Here is a 19,498-nt window from a genome sequence, read left to right as displayed (position 1 = left end):
TTACACGTTTTCTGCCAATCGAATCATCGTATTTTTTTCTTCGATATCAAACCCTTCATCTTTCACTGGATAGGCTGCTGATGTACCAATTTTTTCAGCAAAATCCATTTCGACATCTGGTCGATAGGAAGCTTCAACTTGTCGAACAAAGTGAAACTGCTCGATTTTTGTTTTTTTGCTTTCGTATTCTTCTTCGTTCAAATACATGACCACATATTTCATTTTGCGTGACACATAATGAACGAAGCCAAAACGACGCAAATTTTTTAGTTGACGTAGGCTGTAGACCCATACGATCAATCCTCGACGCTTCTGCATCGTAAAAGGCGTTTTATCCTCGTGCATGACAATTTCCTCCACAACTTGATTTTGATTGAAAAAAAGGACTTCCAGCATCCACTTTGACAGTTGGTGAAAAACACGTAGAAATCGCTACGGTCAGTTCATCCAGCAAACGCTGCAGCTGCGTTTCACTCCAGCGGTACTCGCTCACTTGCTCATTGAGATCCAGCTGTCGCTTAGCTGTGCGCATCGCACGCTTTTTCTCTTTGAAATCAGGGGCATATGCGCCGTACGCTTCAATTCTTTCAAAATCCAGCTTTTTTTCTATAAACGATCGCATCAATTCCTGAGCAACAGGATCTTGATGCATGGTTTGTTTCGCTATTTGATAGTTTCTACACGTTTCACTCGCTTTGATTGCCATCACAAGCGAATCGATTTGATCTTCAATCTCGAAAAAGGCTTCATCGTAAATCATCTGATGTACTATCCTCGGTCCCTTCTACATCTTCTTGCACTAAGACTACCATATTTGCTTCAGAAAAAGCAATTCCTATCTTTTCTGATTGTTCATGGGTCAAACGCTCAGTAAATCTTGGGTTACTGAACCAAGATAAAATAGTAAAGGTTGGATCATAGACAGGCGCTTCAAAAATCGAAGCTGAAGCCTCTAACTCCTTCGCTGCTAATAACTCCTGCCACTCATCGTTCGTCAAAACAAAATTACTCGTTTTTTCCGAAGAAAGAGCACGTTGATAGGAATGGATGCGTTGAGAGGTCAAATGATCCGATAGATTATTCGTCAAATCTGCTAAAAGTCCGACCGCATCTTGATGCGTCTGGGTATCTTGTACAAAGCTTTCCAAACCGATTTGATTACGAAGCTTATCAATAATGACAAAGGCTAACGTCTCTTTTTCAAGATCAGCTTGTGCTTGGTCAATCGTTTGTGAAACTTGAAACAGCGGTCGTTCTCCTTCCGTCAAGGGATAGGGCGCTAACTTAAGCAGGGTCGTCTGATCCAAGTAAGTGATCGCCTGCAGTTGAGCCGTCTCTTGATCAAAGAATAAAACAGCAAATGTCCCATTATCAAACGCTACTAAGGGTCGGTAGTTCATATCTTCTTCCATCAATTCAAAACTGATGGTGCGATCATTTTGTGTCAAGGTGAAATTTGGATAAATCATGGTCAGCTCAGTCAAGTCAGTCAAGGTCATGCCCATCGCAAAGGGCGCTAGGGAAGATCCCCCGGCGCCGATCACTTTGATTGCCTGCACACTCTCACCATCAGTATTGATCTCAACATATTGCTGATCGTCTAATTGATTGTAGACCCGAATTTCAAACTCGTAGCCCGAGCGATACGTTTGAACTGGAAGCCCATAGATTTCTTCAAAATCAGAAACGGGCTCCCCAATCAATTCAGCTAACCCTTGAGCTGCGATTGGTTCGTAATTCATGGTCGTTGGTGCTTTGATTGGGTTCTCGATCGTCATTCTTGAATCTGAAGCGTTTTGCATGAATACTGGCTGCAAATACACGATTATCAGGGCTAGGACAAATAAGCCGCAAAATAATAATCCCCTTCGCTTCATCTGCTGATCGACTCCTTATTTTTCTTTGACTTCAATCAGAAGATCTCCTGACTGGATTGGTTCCCCATCGGTTACGTAAACATGCTCAACTACACCAGAGAAGCGAGCTTCGACGGAAGTTTCCATCTTCATCGCTTCAGTGACCATCAACGTCTGTCCACGTGCCACTCGATCACCTTTTTTGACTAATACTTCTAAAACTGAACCACTCATAGACGCACCGATTTGTTCTTTGTTCGTTGGCTCTGCTTTGCGTTTTGTTTGAACAGAGCTGATGATCGAACTATCTTTCACAACGATTTCTCGTCGTTGACCGTTCAAGTTAAAGAAGAGGGTCCGATTGCCTTCGATATCTGGTTCACCGATTTCATCGAGACGAATGATCAAAATTTTGCCTTTTTCTAATTCGACATTGATCGTTTCGCCTAAGCGCATACCATTAAAGAAGGTTGGTGTATCAAGGACTTTTACATCGGCAAACTGCTCATACGCTTTTCGATAATCAAGGAAAACTTGCGGATACATCAAGTAGCTCAAAACTTCTTCGTGTTTTGGTTCATAGCCGATTTTTTCAGCTAGTTCTTGTTTCACTTCGGCAAAATTAACTGGCTTGGCAAAGGTTCCTGGACGTTCCGTAAAGGCTGGGCGTCCTTTTAAGATAATGCGTTGCAATTCTTTCGGGAAACCACCGACTGGCTGACCTAACTCGCCTTGGAAGAAGGTGATCACTGATTCTGGGAAACTCAATGTATCGCCTTTTTCAAAAATATCTTTTTCTGACAAGCCATTTTGTACCATGAAGAGCGCCATATCGCCCACGACTTTCGAAGAAGGTGTCACTTTCACGATGTCTCCAAACATCATATTGACTTCATGATACATTTCTTTGATTTCATCCCATTTTTCGCCTAAACCAACGGCTTTGGCTTGCTGCTGGAGATTGGTATATTGTCCTCCTGGCATCTCATGCTTGTACACTTCCGTTTGAGGGGCGTTCAAGCCATTTTCAAAGGAATGGTAGTACATGCGGACATCTTCCCAATAGTGATTCAATTGTTGGATATTATCCACATTGATCTCTGGGCAACGCTCGCCGTTTAAAAGAGCATAATACAAACTACTCATACTTGGCTGACTCGTTGCGCCACTGATAGCTGACATAGCGACATCCACGATATCAACGCCAGCTTTGGTAGCTGCTGAGTAAGTAATAATCCCATTCCCGCTAGTATCATGGGTGTGCAGATGGATCGGTACATCGATCGTATCTTTTAACTCACTGATCAAACGATAAGCCGCTTGCGGTTTTAATAATCCAGCCATATCCTTGATAGCAATAATATGGGCACCAAGATTCTGCAATTCTTTTGCCATGTCTTTGTAATATTGTACCGAATATTTTTGGCGGGATGGATCATTGATATCCCCTGTATAACAAATCGTCGCTTCTGCAATTTTGCCCGTATCGCGAACGGCTTGGATACTTTTCTCCATTTGTGGGACCCAATTCAAACTATCAAAGATTCGGAATACATCGATTCCTTGTGCCGCAGATTCTTTGATGAATTCTTCCAAAACATTGTCTGGATAATTGGAATACCCGACAGCGTTGGAGCCTCTAAACAACATTTGTAAGAGTGTATTCGGCATTTTTTTCCGGAACATCCGCAATCTTTCCCATGGATCTTCTGTTAAGAAACGGTACGCAACGTCAAAGGTTGCCCCACCCCACATTTCACTTGAGAACAATTGTGGTAGGCCAGCTTCCGTCGTCGCGGCAATTTTCTTAAAGTCATGGGTTCTTACACGAGTTGCCAACAAACTTTGATGGGCATCTCGGAAGGTTGTATCCGTCAGTAAGACATTCTTTTGTTGACCGATCCATTCAACGACACCCTCGGCACCTTTCGTATCTAAAATATTTTTGGCGCTGACAAAATCAGGCGTTGCTTGGATGTGTTGTGGCATCCGTGGTTCATTGTAGAAAGGTTTCTTTTGTTTTTCGATTCCCGGGAATCCATTAATCGTGATTTCACCGATATACTTCATGGTTTTGTTTCCACGGTCACGAATCCGAGGGAAATTGAATAGTTCTGGCGTATTGTCGATAAAGGTGGTTTTGGCTTCCCCTGAACGAAAGGCTGGATGAGAAACAACATTACGCATAAAGAGAATGTTTGTTTTCACACCACGTACTCGGAATTCTTTCAGACAGCGCATCATTTTTTGAATTGCTTGGTCGAACGAAGCAGCATGCGTACAGACTTTTACAAGTAGCGAGTCGAAATAAGGGGTTACCACTGCACCGGCATAAGCATTTCCGACATCTAAACGAACCCCAAACCCACCTGGAGAGCGGTAGGTATCGATCTTACCAGTATCTGGCATAAAATTATTCGCTGGATCTTCTGTCGTCACGCGACATTGGATCGCAACACCCTCAAAGCGAATGTCTTTTTGTTCAGGAATTCCGATTTCTTTATGCAAGTCTTTGCCTTGTGCAATCAAAATTTGTGTCGTCACGATGTCTAAATTGGTGATCATTTCAGTGATCGTATGTTCCACTTGGACCCGTGGGTTTACTTCGATAAAGTAGAATTTGTCGCCCTCTACTAAGAATTCCACGGTTCCAGCATTGATATACCCGACATGCTTCATTAGTTGAACGGCTGCTTGGCATATTTTTTCCCGTTGTTCATCAGTCATTGACACACAAGGTGCCACCTCGACTACTTTTTGGTGGCGGCGCTGAACCGAGCAATCACGTTCAAATAAGTGAACGACGTTTCCGTGCGTATCTCCTAAAATTTGGACTTCAATATGTTTTGGATTACTAATGTATTTTTCAACGTAGACTTCATCGCTACCAAATGCCGCTTTGGCTTCACTTTTGGCACGTTCGTAGCCGTCTCTTGCTTCTTTTTCATCATGAGCGACACGCATGCCTCGCCCACCGCCCCCAAGGGCTGCTTTGATCATGATTGGATAATCATGTTCGTTTGCAAATGCTAAAACGTCATCGATCGATGCAACTGGACCGTCAGAGCCAGGAATTGATTGAATCCCTGCCTCGATCGCTGCTGCTTTTGCTTTGATCTTGTCGCCAAAAATATCTAAATGATGGGTGGATGGTCCGATGAAAATCAAACCTTCTTCTTCACAGCGCTGAGCAAATCCCAGATTTTCTGATAAAAAGCCGTATCCAGGATGGATTCCTTCGGCACCGGCCTTTTTCGCCGTGCGAATGATATCTTCAATGTCTAAATACGCATCGATCGGACGTTTGCCTTTCCCCACTAAATACGCTTCGTCTGCTTTAAAGCGATGGACGGAGTATTCATCCTCCGCAGCATAAATACCGACTGTTTTGATTCCTAACTCCGCACATGCGCGGAAGACACGGATCGCGATTTCTCCACGATTGGCAACAAGAATTTTCTTCATCTAATCCACTCCATTCAATTGATCAATAATTCAAATAATATTGTTTCCTCTTTTCTTCGGCACTGATATTTAACACAAAACCGATACAAATCGATAGCATCAGTAAGCTTGATCCACCTTGACTTAGAAATGGGAAAGTGATTCCCGTCAATGGGATCAAACCAGTGATTCCACCTAAGTTGATAAAAATCTGAGACATAAATAATGTCCCTATACCTATACACATCATGGAATTAAAGGGATCTCTTGAACGGATACCGACAAGAAAGATCCGTCCCACCATATAGAACAAAACACCTAAAATGATGATCGATGGGATCAGCCCTAATTCTTCCATAACGATCGAAAATATATAATCGGTGTGCGCTTCGTTTAAGAAGCCACGTTTTTGGATACTATTTCCAAGCCCGCGCCCGAACAGCCCACCGTTGAACATTGCGTAATACCCATTGACCATTTGATGACCTGTATTGTATTCATCAGCAAACGGGTTCAAAAAGGATGAAAAGCGACTATAAACATAAGCTGGTAAAAGCTTACCGCCAGTTAGATTCACAAATAGGACAATCAACATACTCCCAACGATACCTGCCAACCCCAATATCAAAGTGTACAAGTAATTCAATCCACTAGATAATAAAACGACAAAAGCCAGTAGCATGACGATCACAGCATTCCCTAAGTCGGGATAAAAGGCCATAATCCCTGTGTAGACGAAAACGATTCCGATTGGACGCCAAACCGTTTTCCAAAACTCTTGTTGGATGCCTTTTTGACGATAAGATAGCGTCACCGATAAAAACCAAATCACAATAAATTTCAAGTACTCAGCTGGTTGAATAGAAAAGCCCGCAATCGTTAACCAACCATGGGCCCCGTTTCTTCTTGGGAAAAAGAAGGCAGCGATCAATAAAAACAAGATGACGATCATAGCGATCTGGACAAATTTTTTATTCCGAAAAACATCCGTTTTCATTTTATACATGACAGTGATCGCTACTAGACTCAACAACCAGAAAATCGCTTGATTGATGACGTAAGAAGCAGCTGTGGTCGGTTGTGTGGCGGTCATCGCAACGTAAGATGTGGAACTATAAACCATCATCAAGCCCGTGACACACATAACAATATATGGTAATAAAATACTATAATCTAATAAATGTCTTTTCTTTACTTTCTCTGGCAAGTTTATGCCTCCTTGCCGATGTCAGGTGTCCGCTGGTCCTCGTAGACCTCGCTATACAATTGGTTCAAATCTTTTTCAAGATCCGCCATCAATTGCTGCCCTGTTTGATTATCAACGATCCCCAAGCGGATCGCAAATGCCACTTGTCGTGATAGACCATACATCTGGGTATCAACCACTTCTTCAAATGCTTTGCATTGTGCGATACATAAACTATTTTCTTGGTTTCGGATCAGCTTTTTGATTCGTTCTGCGTCATCTCTCAGCAGATCAAGCGCTTTTGTAGAATCGATTTGCTCCATTCCGGTCCCCCCATTTCTTCGTTTCACCATTATAGCATATTCTTATTCGCTTTTGCATCCATAGATTGGATAGAAATACGGAAATAACGAACTTTAATGAGCATATATTCGAAAAGTTCGCTTTTTGATGATTATCATTCGTGTTTTGGAAATTTTATTCGTTTTATTTATATGATCCGCGCCCGATCTCGTGAAACAAAGGTAAATCGTGAAACACTTTATAAAAAACGTCCTTTACTAAAATTTAAGAAAAGCTATTCTATCAAGTATTCGAAAAAAAATCGGTGCCTGCTTTTCCACAATTACGTTTTAAAAAAAGAACAGGTCCAAAAGTCCCTGTTCTTTCAACTCGCATGAAAAGAAAAATCGTTTACTTTGTTTCGTCGCCGATCTTGCCATCCCCATTGATGTCCTCATCGGAAAGACGTTCGACTTCTTTAATAAACCCTTCGCTCATCTCTTGATAATTTTGCTCACCAACGACCGCATCGTCAGGGATTTGATCGACATTTGCAAAAAACTCAATATGATTGTGTAGGTTTTCAAAGCGCATAGGAGCATCTCCGCCGTATTCGCCATCAAGGTTGATCATTAAACGATTGACCTGTTCTGGTGCGTCTACTTCAAGAAAAGATGTTTTCGTATAAATCAGACGACGATCGTTGATGTGTTTTCCACCATTCATCATTAAAGCAACTAAGTGGACGATCTCAAAAATATTGGCCGTTTTGACAATGATCAACGAAAATTTCCCATCGTCAAGCTTTGCATCAGGCGCAATCTGTTCAAAACCCCCCACTGAATTCGTCAGCCCTAAAAAGAACATCGACGCTCCGCCAATGTATTCTCCGTCTTCATACTTTAGATGCATTTTGATTGGTTTGACACGAGGCAGTAATTCCGCTCCTTTTGCTAGATAAGCTAAGTAGCCAAAAACACTTTTCAGTTCAGAAGGAACATCGTAGGTCAATTCCGTTAAGTGCCCACCAGCAGCAATGTTGATAAAATACATGTTGGGTGTTTTTCCGACATCCATTTTCACTGTCTGCTGCTTCAAAATCACTTCCGCAGCTGCTTTGATATCCGTACGGGGAATCTTTAGTGCTCGTGCGTAGTCATTGGTCGTGCCTCCAGGAATGATCGCCATTTTTGGTCGCTTTTCTAAAGGAGCGATCCCATTGACGACTTCATTGATCGTGCCATCCCCACCGGCAGCTACCACCAAATCAAAACCAGCTTCGCCGGCTCTTCTTGCTTCATCACGAGCGGAAAATGGCGCAGCGGTCGTGGCAAATGCACTCGCCTCATAACCGCCAGTTTCCAAAACATCTAAAATATCTGCTAAGTTTTTTCGAATCAATTCTTTCCCAGATGTCGGGTTGTAGATTACTCTTGCTCTTTTCATCGCTTGCCTCTTATCGCTTTGCTAGTTCTTCTTGCAACAGCTTGTTCACAACACCTGGATTCGCTTGTCCTTTGGTTGCTTTCATGATTTGACCAACTAAGAAACCGACTGCGCGGTCTTTTCCGTTTTTGAAGTCATCGACGGATTGTTGGTTGTTATCTAATACTTCATTGATCATTGGTAGTAATTGCGCAGGATCTGATAATTGGATCAATCCCTTGGCTTTTACGACTTCTTCAGCGTCGCCGCCGTTTGTGATCAACTCTTTGAAGACTTTTTTCGCAATCTTCGAACTGATCGTGCCATCGGCGATCAAACGAATCATTCCCGCTAAATTGTCTGGGGTTAATTTCGTTTCTGGCAGTTCCAATTTCTCGCTGTTCAGATACGCTGAAACTTCACCCATCAACCAGTTAGATGCTTGTTTAGGATCAGTACCAGCATCGATGGTTTTTTCAAAGAAATCGGACATTTCTTTTGATAAAGTCAAGACCATTGCATCATATTCTGGTAAGCCCAATTCAGAGATGTAACGGGCACGACGTTTTTGCGGCATTTCTGGCAAGCTTTGACGTACACGTTCGATCCATTCATCATCGATCACAAACCGTGGGATATCTGGTTCTGGGAAGTAACGATAATCAGAAGAACCTTCTTTGACACGCATCAATAAGGTTTTGCTGGTTGCTTCATCAAAACGTCGAGTTTCTTGTTGGATCTCGCCTCCAGAAAGCAATACTTTGGCTTGGCGTTTTTCTTCAAATGCCAACCCTTTTTTCACGAAGGACATAGAGTTTAAGTTTTTCAGTTCTGTTTTTGTTCCGAATTGTTCTTGGCCGTAAGGTCGCAACGAAATATTCGCATCACAACGCATGGAACCTTCTTCCATCTTCACATCGGATACTTCTGTAAACAAGATGATTGAACGCAACGCTTCTAGATACGCATATGCTTCTTCTGGTGAACGCATATCCGCTTCGGAAACGATCTCGATCAAAGGGGTTCCTTGACGATTTAGATCAACATAAGAATAACCGCCTTTGCCGTGCATGTTTTTCCCAGCATCTTCTTCCAAATGAACTCGCTCGATGCGAATCTTTTTCTTTTTGCCTTCCACTTCGATCTCGATCCACCCATCATGACCGATCGGTTGATCGAATTGCGAAATTTGATACGCTTTTGGATTATCGGGATAGAAATAGTTTTTGCGGTCGAAATGCGTTTCTTTTGAGATTTCACAATTCAGCGCAAGCGCTGCTTTCATCCCAAATTCGATAGCTGCTTTGTTCATTACTGGTAAAACACCTGGATAGCCCCAGTCGATCACATTCGTGTTGCTATTTGGTTCAGCGCCAAAGTGAGCAGGTGCTGGAGAAAAAATCTTTGATTCTGTTTTTAATTCTACGTGGACTTCAAGCCCAATGACTGTTTCGAAGTTCATGCCTTATCCCCTCCTAAAATCACTGGTTTTTTCGTGTGGAAATCAGTTGCTTGTTCAAAGGCATAAGCCGCTTTATACATGGTTGCTTCATCAAAATGTTTCCCAATGATCTGCAAGCCGACTGGCAGTCCTTCAGAAAAACCTGCTGGGATCGACATCCCTGGCAGTCCTGCTAAGTTCACAGGAATGGTTAAAATATCATTCAAGTACATGGTGATCGGATCATTGATGTTTTCTCCAATACCAAATGCTACCGTTGGGGAAGCTGGGCCAATGATCAAGTCGTATTGGCTGAAGACCTTATCGAAATCTTGTTTAATCAACGTCCGTACTTGACCGGCTTTTTTGAAGTAGGCATCGTAGTAACCAGCACTTAGTGAAAACGTACCTAACATGATCCGGCGTTTTACTTCTTCCCCGAATCCTTCACTGCGAGAATTGACATAGACATCTTCTAGATTGCTGACATTTTCTGAACGGAAACCGTAACGAATACCGTCAAAACGTTGCAAATTAGAACTTGCTTCAGAAGAAGCGATGATATAGTAAACGGCTACCCCGTATTTTGAGTGTGGCAAGCTGACTTCTTCCACAGTCGCTCCTAACGCACGGAAAGTGTCCGCTGCTTTTAAGATTGCTTCTCGAACGCCTGCTTGGATCCCTTCACCTAAGTATTCTTTAGGCAAAGCGACTTTCATTCCTTTGATATCACCAGTCAAACCTGCTGTAAAATCAGGAACAGCAGCGCCTGCTGACGTACTATCTTTCGCATCAAACCCACTGATGGCATTTAATGCAAAGGCATTGTCTTTCACACCACGCGTCATCGGACCAATTTGATCTAAAGATGATGCAAACGCGATCAGACCAAAACGAGAAACCCGTCCGTAGGTTGGCTTCATCCCGACGATCCCATTGAAAGCTGCTGGTTGACGAATCGAACCACCCGTATCGCTACCTAATGATAGGGGGACTTGTCCAGCTGCAACGGCAGCTGCCGAGCCACCTGATGAACCACCAGGTACTTTTGTTTCGTCCCAAGCGTTTTTCGTTTTCTTAAAGAACGATGTTTCGGTACTTGCGCCCATGGCAAATTCATCCATATTTAACTTACCAACTGGAATCATGTCCGCTTGGTAAACTTTGTCCATAACGGTCGCATCGTAAATTGGATCAAAATTACCTAAGATTTTTGAAGCAGCTGTTGTCCGCAAATCTTTGGTAACGATGTTGTCTTTGATTCCAATTGGAATTCCCGCCAACACATTGCTTTCAGTGATACCTTTTTGATCGATGGCTTGTGCCAATTCCTGCGCTTTTTCTTCATTCAACGCTAGAAACGCATCGACTTTCGGCTCTGTTTCTTTAATGCGAGCAAAGGTTTCGCTCGTTAAGTCTGTTGCAGTAATTTCCTTTGACACTAATAAGCTGTGTAATTCTTCTAAGCTTTTTTTATATAATTCAGTCATTAGGCACCCGCCTCCCCATTATCAATGATTGCAGGCACTTTGATAAAGCCTTCTTCGGATTCTGGAACATTTTTCATTAATTCATCACGGTCCCAGCCGCCGGTCGTTACATCTTCACGCATCACGTTAATCGTTTCTGCGACATTCGATGTGAATGGTACTCCTGTGGTGTCCACTTCTTCAAGTGTTTCAACCATATCAATAATTTTCCCTAGCTGAGAGGTAAACTCATGTAATTCATCGTCTGAGAATGAAAGTTTTGCTAGTTTGGCAACGTGTTTGACTTGTTCTTCGCTGATCGCCATAAAATCCTCCTCTTTCTCGTATCCGTAATCTACGTTTACGTTTTTCCAATGTATTGTATCATTTTTTTAACAAATCATGAAATAGAATTTGAAAATTATCAAATATAATTGCAAATAAAAGCAGAAATCATTTCTTTCCTCGTAGTGCAGGGAAGAAATGATTTCAATTAGACAAGAAAAAACAACTGCTTCTCGTCTGTGACAATGCTTAAAGGTTATTGATCTGCCGAATGACTGCCTTCGATCGCAGCCACCATTTGAGCTTCATCCCAAACGGTGACACCTAGGGATTGTGCTTTGGTCAGTTTGCTGCCTGCCTCTTCCCCAGCAACAACGATATCGGTCTTTTTCGATACACTCCCTGTTACCTTCCCACCGAGATTTTCAATTCGTTCCTTGGCTTCTTCACGAGTGAAGTGACTTAATTTTCCTGTTAAAACGACGGTTTTCTCTTTAAATGGTGATTCGACGTCTTCCAACTGTTCATTTCTAAGCCCCAAATAAGCAAAGTTGACACCCGCTCTTTCAAGTTCATCTAACAGGTCGTGAACTTCTTGATTGTCAAAATACGTGACGACACTTTCAGCAATCGTTGCGCCGATAGCTTCTAGCGAAATGATTTCTTCTTCCTTGGCTTTGCTGAGCGCCCGCAGATCACCGAAATGTTCTGCTAAAATCCGAGCCGCTTTCGCACCGACATGACGGATGCCTAGCCCAAAAATCAAACGTTCAACCGAATTTCCTTTACTTTGATGAATCGCCCGCAACAGGTTATTGGCTGATTTCTCTTTGATTTTATCAAGGGTCAACAATTGTTCTTCTGTTAAAAAGTACAAGTCGGCCACATCTTTAACTAAGGATTTATCGAACATTTGCTCTAAAACACGGGGCCCTAAACCGTCAATGTTCATAGCATTCCGTGAAACGAAATGGCTGAGTCCTTCTTTGATCTGTGCTGGACACTTTGGATTGATACAACGCAAGGCAACTTCTTCATCTAAATGGATCAGCTCACTCCCACATTCGGGACAATGTGTAGGCGATTCAAAGGGTTGACTTGCTTCTGTTCGTTTTTCTTCCAAGACTTTCGCAACCTCTGGAATAATGTCCCCCGCCTTATAGATGATGACCGAATCGCCAATGCGGATGTCTTTCATTTTAATGAAATCTACATTATGGAGACTGGCACGGCTGACCGTCGTTCCAGCAACACGAACAGGGGTCATAACAGCGGTCGGTGTCACAACACCCGTCCGTCCCACGGTCCATTCGATCGTTTCGATCACTGTTTCCGCTTCTTCCGGTGGAAACTTATATGCTGCCGCCCATCGGGGTGCTTTTACGGTAAAGCCTAGCGCATCTTGATCTTTGAAATTATTGACTTTGATGACTACGCCGTCAATCTCATAGGGAAGCTCACTGCGCTTGTCATGAAACTTTTCGATATATGCCCAAACCTCATCGATGGTGTGACACACTCTGCGTTCGTGATTTGTACGAAAGCCTAATTGATCCAGTTCATTCAATGCTGAAAATTGATCATTGGCTTCAATTGGTCCAAAGTCAGCTAGTGTGTACAAGAAGGTGCTTAAGTTTCTTTGGGCTGCGATCCGTGTGTCTAATTGTCGCAAGCTTCCAGCCGCTGCGTTTCTAGGATTGGCAAAAACTTCCGCCCCTTCTTCTTCTCGCTGTTGATTCAATTTCAAAAACGAAGCCTTTGGCATATAGCATTCGCCACGAACTTCCAACGAGATCGGTTCTTTTAATTTCAGTGGAATCGATTTGACGGTCTTTAGGTTTTCTGTAATGTTTTCACCTACCGTACCATCTCCTCGAGTTGCTCCACGAACAAAGCGCCCTTCTTCATATTTCAAGGAAATTGACAATCCATCGATCTTTAACTCGCAGACATAATCTACCGCTTTCCCCAGTGCTTTTTGAACACGGGCATCAAAAGCCACGATTCCTTCTTTGTCAAAGACATCGTTCAGGCTATACAGCGGAATATCATGCGTGACCTTTTCAAAGCCAGGTAAAATGATACCGCCTACTCGTTGGGTGGGTGAGTCTTCGGTTACTAGCTGCGGATAATTTGTTTCAATTTCAACCAGTTCTGCATATAGCTGATCATAGAGATAATCTTCCACGGAAGGCTGATCTTTTACATAGTATTCGTAAGCATACTGATTTAATTGTGTGCGCAGCTCTTCTGCTCGTGATTGGATTTCTTTTGAAGGGACATCCATCCTAATATCCTCCTTATTTTTCAACTTTTTCAATCGGCGCAAAGGCCGCCAACAATCGTTTGACGCCTTGTTGTGGGAACGCCACATCTAATTCAACATCTTGCGCGCTGCCAGTCGTCCGAACGACCGTACCGATTCCCCATTTTTTATGTTGAACTTTCTCGCCTACTTGCCAAGTATTACCAGCTGCAGAAGTCTGTTGTTTAGAAGCGACGGTCGTTTGACGCGGTTGTGTATAGCTCGGTTTGAAAACTTTTGGTTGAAACGGTGCAGCAGCTTTCGGCTGTGAACGCTCGCCTAATGATTGCAGCAGATCTTGTTCGATCTCTTCGATAAACCGAGACGGACGATTGTATTGGGTCCGACCGTATAATGTTCTGGAAAAAGCGTTGGTCATAAAGAGCTCTTCCTCGGCACGAGTGATTCCCACGTAAGCAAGGCGCCGTTCTTCTTCGAGCTCGCTTTCTTCCATTAAGGCACGAGAAAGCGGGAAGATATTTTCTTCCAACCCAATCAAAAATACCACTGGAAACTCTAGTCCTTTTGCAGCATGCAAGGTCATCAACGTCACTTGACTACTTTCTTCTTCATAACTATCGACGTCTGACAATAAAGCTAAGTCATTTAAGAAAACACTCAACTTCTCATCTGGTGCATCTGCATCGTCTTCGTTTTGCGCCTCAAATCGTTTATCGAATTCTTGGGTAACCGATAAAAATTCTTCCAGGTTTTCAAGTCTAGCTTGTGCTTCTAAATTATTCTGGTTGACTAACTCTTGACGATAACCCGTTTTTTCTAATATTTCTTTGGTCAGTTCGGTTACTGATAGGTAAGGAACCATTTGGGCGAAGCCATCCATCATCATCCCAAAGCTTCCTAATTCTTTGCCGGCCTTTCCAGAAATATTCGCCAACTCGACATTCATGGCTGCTTCTAGCAATGACCACTCATGAAGATTCGCAAAATCTCGTAGTTTTTCGACGGATGTCGCACCGATCCCACGTTTTGGTACATTGATGATTCGTTCCAAGCTGATGGAATCACGAGGATTGGCGATCGCGGATAGATAAGCCAAAATATCACGGATTTCTTTGCGGTCATAGAACTTTCTGCCGCCGACCATCGTATAAGGAACGTTGGCTTTTAAAAGCATTTCTTCAATGATCCGTGACTGGGCATTGGTCCGATACAAAATCGCAAAATCACCGAATTTACGGTTCTTTTCTGCAATTTGTTTCTGCATTTCACTGACGATAAATCGCGCTTCATCTCGTTCACTATCCCCGCGATAATAAGTGATCTTTTCCCCATCACGATTTTCTGTCCACAGATTTTTATCTGGACGGTTGCGGTTATTTTTGATTACTTGGTTTGCCGCATTTAAAATTGTTTGCGTTGAACGATAGTTTTGCTCTAACAAAATCGTTGCGGCATCTGGATAGTCCTTTTCAAAGTCTAAAATATTTTGCATGTTGGCACCACGCCAACCATAAATACTTTGGTCCGCATCCCCAACAACACAAAGATTTCGAAAACGAGCGGCCAATAAATTGACCAGCGTGTATTGGGCGTGGTTGGTATCTTGGTATTCATCGACATGGATATAGTGGAATTTCCGTTGATAAAATTGCAGCGCATCTTCATTGTCTTGGAAGAGGCGGATCGTATTCATGATTAAATCATCAAAGTCCATGCATTGATTGTTGCGCAGCTCTTTTTGATATTTTTCATAGCAACGACCTACGATCTGCTCAAATAGACTACCTTCCATGGCTTGGTAAGCTTCAGGTGTCAACAGCTCGTTCTTTGCATGAGAGATCGTTCCCAAAATAGAACGAGGATCATATTTTTTGGGATCGATATTCAATTCTTTTAATACCCGTTTCATCAGTGTATTTTGCTCAGAAGAGTCAATGATGGTAAAATTCTTCGAATAGCCGATACGATCAACGTCCCTGCGCAAGATTCTGACACACATCGAGTGGAAGGTTGAAACCCAAACGTCTTCTCCACCCGATCCTAATAGTTGACTGACCCGTTCCTTCATTTCACGTGCCGCTTTATTGGTAAATGTGATGGCTAAAATATTCCATGGATTCACATTTTTTTCTTCTATTAAATAGGCGATTCGATGGGTTAGGACACGGGTCTTCCCGCTTCCTGCACCTGCCATCAGCAGCAACGGCCCTTCCGTATGCATAACGGCTTCTTTTTGCCGTGGATTCATGCGTTTAAGTAATTCACTTTTGGATGACATGCTTTTAAACATCCTTTCTTTCTCAATCTTCTCAATTATAGCATTATCCGTGAATGGGGAAAACCGAACGCTTTGAAAACTTTTAATTAAAAGCGCTTTGATTTTAGTACTCACGAAGCCATCAGTTTTGAAAGAAAAAAGTCAGTCTATTGTTTGTTTACATAATAAAAAGGCTGTAAACTCACAGCCTTTTTATTATGTCTATTGCAAGAGATCAGCTAAAGTATTTCTCTACTAGCTTTTCATTCACATAGATTGACACTTGGCCATCATTTACCGGGAAAAGTCCTTTTCCGGTATCATCTAAAACAACTTTCGCTTCATTATTTCTCAATATATCTACGAATGTCTCTCCACCATGGATCGCGCTGATGGTCATTTCTTTTTCCGCACCTTGAGCATTGGTCATCACGACCGCCAATCCAGAAAGTTCGTGTTCATAATCCCCCGTTAATACCCAACCAATACAATTAGAATCATCAAAATAGTCCACTTGATTCCCAAATGCAAGCTTCTCCCGAAGTTTCAGCATATGGACCAGCGCATCCCCGACAGGGGCGATTTCTTGCGCGGGAATCCCAAATAAATCCCCCCAGAAAACTACTGGTACGCCAGCTTTACGTAAAAGGATCAATGAATAGGCATGGACTTTGAACCATCCGTCTATCCAAGATTGTAAACTTTGCCCAACCTGCGTGTCATGATTATCCACAAAAGTCACTGCATAATCTTCGCGAGCGGCGGTCAACGTACCTGCAAAAATTTGGCTCATATCGTATTCGCCATTTGAGTGAGATGCTTCATATAAATTGTAGTGCAATGGCACATCAAATAAATAAATCAAATTTCCTGAAGAATCTAAATACTCTTCTAATTTTGGCAGATCCCCTGACCAATATTCTCCGACAACAAATAGTGGTTTGCCTTTTTCCTCACGTCGGTTTAAGATCCAATCCGCGTAATAGTTGAACTCAATGTGTTTGACCGCATCTAGTCGATACCCGTCAACGCCGGTCAGTTCTTGGTACCACTGGCCCCATTTATTGAGTTGTTCCACTGTTTCGGGATTTTCCATGTCCAAATCACAGCCCATTAAATAGTCGTAATTACCCATCTCATCATCCACTTGGTTTTCCCAGCCCTTATCAGCGAAGTTAAAAATCCCGTGGTCTTTGTTGCGGTCATCATAATCGACACCAGAAAAATTATGCCACGTCCAAACGTAATCATTGTACGTCCCCTGACGTCCTGGGAAAGTGAACTTGGTCCAAGCTTCGATTTCTTCCTCATCACTGATCGGTTCATTACGGTTTTCGGTATTGTATTTAACCGCTGGAACGACTTCTTTTTCATCGGCACCAATCAAGTGATTGAAAACGATGTCGGCATAAACCTCTATTCCTTGTTCTTGCAGTGCTTTGATGGCTTCTAGGTATTCATCCTTTGTCCCATATTTTGTTGGCACCGACCCCTTTTGATCGAATTCGCCTAGATCATAATAATCATAGACACCATAGCCAACGTCTTCGGACCCAGCTGTCCCTTTATAGGCAGGCGGCAGCCAAATTGCGGTAAATCCATACTCTTTGATTTCTTTACTCATTTCTTTCAATTTGTTCCAGTGCTGGCTATCTGCCGGCAGGTCCCATTCGAACCCTTGTAAAATGACTTTGTTATTCATTTATTTATCCCCCCTTACTTCAATTAAGCCAAATAATAGTAAAAATTGTCAAATATAAGGATAGCTACTAAATCAAAATGACGGTTATCATGACCGTTTATGACCGAATACATTTATTCACGCTTTCATTTTGAATGTTTTTTACTGTTTATGATTGATTTTGAACGAATCATATGGTATCATGGCAGGTGAAGAGGTGATGAAAATGCTTACAGAGGAGCGTCATCAAGCGATTTTGGCACGATTGGAACAAGAAGAGATCGTCAAGGTCAGTGAACTGATTCAACTGTTGGATGCTTCAGAATCAACGATCCGTCGAGACCTGCAAGAGTTGGAAGACAAAGGATTTTTAGTCAGAATTCACGGTGGAGCCAAGAAAAGTCAGCAATTAGGCTTCGAACCAAACATGTCAGAAAAAACGGCGAAGTTTCAAACGGAAAAGCAAAAGATAGCAAGAGCAGCTGCCCAGACGATCAAAAATGGTGAAGTCATTTACTTAGATGCTGGAACAACGACCCTCGAAATGATTCCTTTCCTATCGGCTATCACAGGCCTTAAGGTGGTCACAAACTCCGTCAAACACGCTTCCCTATTGATCGATCACGGGATCGACACCATGATTTTAGGGGGAACCATTAAGATATCGACGAACGCTGTGTTAGGGATCAATGCTGGTGAACAACTGCGAAAACTACGCTTTAATCGTTGCTTTATGGGCATGAACGGGGCTCATTCTGAGGGTGGATTCACAACACCTGATCCTGAAGAAGCCCTGATCAAGCAGATCGCTTTAGAGCACAGTCAACAAGCCTATGTCTTGCTAGACCATTCCAAATTTCAGCAAACGACTTTTGCTCAAGTTGCCTTTATCGAAGGTGCGACGATCATCACCGATTATTGCCCAAAAAACTATTTAGCGAAATTCAGAGCAAAAACAACCATTATGGAGGTAATACAATGATTTACACAGTAACACTCAATCCATCGATCGACTTTATCGTCCATGTCGATCATTTGGAAATCGGCGCCCTTAATCGAATGAAACAAGACTTTAAACTACCTGGCGGCAAAGGAATCAATGTCTCACGGATTTTGAAACGCATCGGCATCGCCTCGACTGCCCTTGGTTTCGTTGGCGGATTTACTGGTCGTTTTATTGAAGAGTGGCTGACCAAAGAGGAAATCAACAGCAACTTTACCCAAGTCGCTGCGGACACACGAATCAATATCAAACTAAAATCCGGCGAAGAAACAGAAATCAACGGTCTTGGTCCAGTCATTCGCCAGCAAGAAATTGCTGAATTAAAACACCAGTTAGCCACTCTTTCTGCCGAAGACATCGTCATCCTTTCAGGAAGTAAACCAGCTGGTCTTCCAACCGACTTTTATAAAGAATTGATCAAAATCGTTAAAGAAGCGGGTGCGGAATTTGTCATTGATACGACCGGCGCGGAACTTTTTGATGCTTTATCCGATCAGCCTTTGCTGATCAAACCAAATAATCATGAATTAGCCGAACTTTATGAAACTTCTTTTTCAACAATCGAAGATATTTTGCCTTATGGTCAAAGAATGCTAAAGGATGGCGCTAAAAATGTCATTGTCTCTCTAGGCGGCGATGGCGCCCTGCTCTTTACTGGCAATGAGATCTATCGATCCAATGTGTTGAAACGGCCATTGAAAAATTCAGTTGGCGCTGGAGATTCCATGATTGCTGGATTCATTGGGCGTTATGCAAAGACCAAAGATGTGGTTGAAGCATTCAAATGGGGAGTCGCTTGTGGCAGTGCCACTGCGTTTTCAGATGATTTAGCTGAGGCGTCATTTATCGAAGAATTACTACCGGAAGTCATAATTGAACAAGTGAATCTATAGGAGGATGGAA

General features: G+C 42.7%; 15 protein-coding genes. 2 read left to right on the top strand and 13 right to left on the bottom strand.

Annotation, left to right across the window (positions count from 1 at the left end; translation table 11 throughout):
• The 13 genes from IGJ44_RS07830 to IGJ44_RS07770 form a co-directional block, all read right to left on the bottom strand.
• Positions 1 to 345, bottom strand: a complete 345-nt coding sequence (locus tag IGJ44_RS07830; protein ID WP_005225986.1) for a YlbG family protein — start codon at positions 343 to 345, stop codon at positions 1 to 3.
• Positions 332 to 760 (bottom strand): YlbF family regulator, encoded by a 429-nt coding sequence (locus tag IGJ44_RS07825; protein WP_074535971.1) that lies wholly within the window; start codon positions 758 to 760, stop codon positions 332 to 334. Before IGJ44_RS07825 ends, IGJ44_RS07830 begins: the two co-directional genes overlap by 14 nt.
• Positions 747 to 1,877: a CAP-associated domain-containing protein gene (locus IGJ44_RS07820; RefSeq protein ID WP_015509623.1), complete on the bottom strand. Its 1,131-nt coding sequence runs from the start codon at positions 1,875 to 1,877 to the stop codon at positions 747 to 749. Before IGJ44_RS07820 ends, IGJ44_RS07825 begins: the two co-directional genes overlap by 14 nt.
• A 15-nt stretch (positions 1,878 to 1,892) precedes the next feature.
• Positions 1,893 to 5,321, bottom strand: a complete 3,429-nt coding sequence (locus IGJ44_RS07815; RefSeq protein ID WP_074535973.1) for a pyruvate carboxylase — start codon at positions 5,319 to 5,321, stop codon at positions 1,893 to 1,895.
• A gap of 22 nt (positions 5,322 to 5,343) precedes the next feature.
• Positions 5,344 to 6,507 (bottom strand): FtsW/RodA/SpoVE family cell cycle protein, encoded by a 1,164-nt coding sequence (locus IGJ44_RS07810; protein ID WP_074535975.1) that lies wholly within the window; start codon positions 6,505 to 6,507, stop codon positions 5,344 to 5,346.
• Between the two features lie 2 nt (positions 6,508 to 6,509).
• A complete protein-coding gene (locus tag IGJ44_RS07805) occupies positions 6,510 to 6,809 on the bottom strand; it encodes a YlaN family protein (protein ID WP_010748186.1) in 300 nt (99 codons plus the stop codon).
• Between the two features lie 370 nt (positions 6,810 to 7,179).
• Positions 7,180 to 8,214 carry a diacylglycerol kinase gene (locus tag IGJ44_RS07800; RefSeq protein WP_005225980.1) on the bottom strand — a complete coding sequence of 345 codons (1,035 nt, stop codon included), beginning with the start codon at positions 8,212 to 8,214 and terminating at the stop codon, positions 7,180 to 7,182.
• Between the two features lie 10 nt (positions 8,215 to 8,224).
• Entirely contained in the window at positions 8,225 to 9,655 is a 1,431-nt protein-coding gene (gatB, locus tag IGJ44_RS07795) for an Asp-tRNA(Asn)/Glu-tRNA(Gln) amidotransferase subunit GatB (RefSeq protein WP_074535977.1), read from the bottom strand.
• Positions 9,652 to 11,124: an Asp-tRNA(Asn)/Glu-tRNA(Gln) amidotransferase subunit GatA gene (gene gatA / locus IGJ44_RS07790; protein ID WP_010748184.1), complete on the bottom strand. Its 1,473-nt coding sequence runs from the start codon at positions 11,122 to 11,124 to the stop codon at positions 9,652 to 9,654. The genes gatB and gatA overlap by 4 nt, the downstream gene beginning before the upstream one ends.
• Entirely contained in the window at positions 11,124 to 11,429 is a 306-nt protein-coding gene (gene gatC / locus IGJ44_RS07785; RefSeq protein ID WP_005225977.1) for an Asp-tRNA(Asn)/Glu-tRNA(Gln) amidotransferase subunit GatC, read from the bottom strand. Before gatC ends, gatA begins: the two co-directional genes overlap by 1 nt.
• A 215-nt stretch (positions 11,430 to 11,644) precedes the next feature.
• Entirely contained in the window at positions 11,645 to 13,675 is a 2,031-nt protein-coding gene (gene ligA, locus IGJ44_RS07780; protein WP_074535979.1) for an NAD-dependent DNA ligase LigA, read from the bottom strand.
• A 13-nt stretch (positions 13,676 to 13,688) separates the two neighbouring features.
• Positions 13,689 to 15,932, bottom strand: a complete 2,244-nt coding sequence (gene pcrA / locus IGJ44_RS07775; protein WP_074535980.1) for a DNA helicase PcrA — start codon at positions 15,930 to 15,932, stop codon at positions 13,689 to 13,691.
• A gap of 214 nt (positions 15,933 to 16,146) precedes the next feature.
• Complete coding sequence (locus tag IGJ44_RS07770; RefSeq protein WP_074535981.1) at positions 16,147 to 17,613, bottom strand: alpha-amylase; 1,467 nt, start codon at positions 17,611 to 17,613, stop codon at positions 16,147 to 16,149.
• Positions 17,614 to 17,818: 205 nt separating this feature from the next.
• Here IGJ44_RS07770 and IGJ44_RS07765 point away from each other — a divergent pair, with 205 nt between their 5' ends.
• Positions 17,819 to 18,574, top strand: a complete 756-nt coding sequence (locus IGJ44_RS07765) for a DeoR/GlpR family DNA-binding transcription regulator (RefSeq protein WP_074535983.1) — start codon at positions 17,819 to 17,821, stop codon at positions 18,572 to 18,574.
• Positions 18,571 to 19,488, top strand: coding sequence for a 1-phosphofructokinase (gene pfkB / locus IGJ44_RS07760; protein ID WP_015509619.1), 918 nt, complete (start codon positions 18,571 to 18,573; stop codon positions 19,486 to 19,488). Before IGJ44_RS07765 ends, pfkB begins: the two co-directional genes overlap by 4 nt.
• Positions 19,489 to 19,498: the final 10 nt, after the last annotated feature.

Source organism: Enterococcus sp. DIV1368d, from assembly GCF_050542975.1.
In the GTDB taxonomy this organism is placed as follows: domain Bacteria; phylum Bacillota; class Bacilli; order Lactobacillales; family Enterococcaceae; genus Enterococcus_D; species Enterococcus_D casseliflavus.
This window is presented reverse-complemented; position numbering and strand designations above follow the sequence as displayed.

Bases quoted from the DNA above. Each gene is read 5' to 3' on its own strand.
- IGJ44_RS07830 (WP_005225986.1), bottom strand. From the start codon at position 345: ATGCACGAGGATAAAACGCCTTTTACGATGCAGAAGCGTCGAGGATTG.
- IGJ44_RS07825 (WP_074535971.1), bottom strand. From the start codon at position 760: ATGATTTACGATGAAGCCTTTTTCGAGATTGAAGATCAAATCGATTCG.
- IGJ44_RS07820 (WP_015509623.1), bottom strand. From the start codon at position 1,877: ATGAAGCGAAGGGGATTATTATTTTGCGGCTTATTTGTCCTAGCCCTG.
- IGJ44_RS07815 (WP_074535973.1), bottom strand. From the start codon at position 5,321: ATGAAGAAAATTCTTGTTGCCAATCGTGGAGAAATCGCGATCCGTGTC.
- IGJ44_RS07805 (WP_010748186.1), bottom strand. From the start codon at position 6,809: ATGGAGCAAATCGATTCTACAAAAGCGCTTGATCTGCTGAGAGATGAC.
- IGJ44_RS07800 (WP_005225980.1), bottom strand. From the start codon at position 8,214: ATGAAAAGAGCAAGAGTAATCTACAACCCGACATCTGGGAAAGAATTG.
- gatB (WP_074535977.1), bottom strand. From the start codon at position 9,655: ATGAACTTCGAAACAGTCATTGGGCTTGAAGTCCACGTAGAATTAAAA.
- gatA (WP_010748184.1), bottom strand. From the start codon at position 11,124: ATGACTGAATTATATAAAAAAAGCTTAGAAGAATTACACAGCTTATTA.
- gatC (WP_005225977.1), bottom strand. From the start codon at position 11,429: ATGGCGATCAGCGAAGAACAAGTCAAACACGTTGCCAAACTAGCAAAA.
- ligA (WP_074535979.1), bottom strand. From the start codon at position 13,675: ATGGATGTCCCTTCAAAAGAAATCCAATCACGAGCAGAAGAGCTGCGC.
- pcrA (WP_074535980.1), bottom strand. From the start codon at position 15,932: ATGTCATCCAAAAGTGAATTACTTAAACGCATGAATCCACGGCAAAAA.
- IGJ44_RS07770 (WP_074535981.1), bottom strand. From the start codon at position 17,613: ATGAATAACAAAGTCATTTTACAAGGGTTCGAATGGGACCTGCCGGCA.
- IGJ44_RS07765 (WP_074535983.1), top strand. From the start codon at position 17,819: ATGCTTACAGAGGAGCGTCATCAAGCGATTTTGGCACGATTGGAACAA.
- pfkB (WP_015509619.1), top strand. From the start codon at position 18,571: ATGATTTACACAGTAACACTCAATCCATCGATCGACTTTATCGTCCAT.